Consider the following 840-nt stretch of genomic DNA (forward strand, 5'->3'; position numbering starts at 1 on the left):
TGCAATTGACTATAGTGGTGGAAAAGGTGTTTTAGCTATTGATTATGTTAATTAACAGAAATGAAATTGGTAGATATTTATGGTTTAAATGGTATGGTCACACGCGGCACGCGTGCGCCAGCGGGGGAATCTACCATGCAATTAGTAAAGACCACTGATCATACGGGAAGCTTACCACATACAGGTTCAGTAAAGCAGTTTGAGAATTATTCAGGCACAACTTATACAGATTAAATATGAAGAAATTACAAATTAAGCAAGCTGGTAGGTTGGGGTTAGACAGTGAGCTGACCTTGTTTGAAAGTGAAAAAGGGATAAAATTCCCTGATTCATACCGAGAGTTTTTATTAACTCAAAACCCTTACACAGTTAAAGAAGATCTTTATGAAAAAGATGGAAGAAACTATGAAATTCATCATTTCTATCCTTTTGACTCCGAAATTGAATTATCAGTACAATTTAGTTTTGATAATTTGAATGATTTTTTTGAAAGTAAATACTTGGCTTTTGCAGATGATTCAGGTGGATGGCAGTATGTTATATCAGTTCAAGAAGTAGACTATGGTAAAATATATTTTTGTCGCATGGATGAAGCTCTTGAAGATGCATTAACTCTGTTAGCGGATAGTTTTGAACAGTTTGTTAATGGTCTTGAAGTAGAAGAATAAAAAATGAGCCAAGTGTGACCCAGCTAGCGCACGCGTGCCGCGTGCGTCTAGTAGAAAAAGTAAAATGAATAGAAATGAGCAGAAAATATAAATTTCATAATAAAGAAGGCCTGTATTTCATAAGTTTTGCCACAGTCTACTGGATAGATATTATGGTAAGGGAACAGTATTT

General features: G+C 35.1%; 2 protein-coding genes. Both read left to right on the forward strand.

Annotation, left to right across the window (positions count from 1 at the left end):
- Positions 1 to 60: 60 nt before the first annotated feature.
- Entirely contained in the window at positions 61 to 234 is a 174-nt protein-coding gene (locus IEV85_RS24720; RefSeq protein ID WP_188467944.1) for an HNH endonuclease, read from the forward strand.
- Positions 235 to 236: 2 nt separating this feature from the next.
- On the forward strand, positions 237 to 668 hold the full coding sequence (locus IEV85_RS24725) for an SMI1/KNR4 family protein (RefSeq protein WP_188467945.1): 432 nt from the start codon (positions 237 to 239) through the stop codon (positions 666 to 668).
- The last annotated feature ends 172 nt before the right edge of the window (positions 669 to 840 follow it).

This window comes from Marivirga lumbricoides, assembly GCF_014636295.1.
GTDB classification, from domain to species: domain Bacteria; phylum Bacteroidota; class Bacteroidia; order Cytophagales; family Cyclobacteriaceae; genus Marivirga; species Marivirga lumbricoides.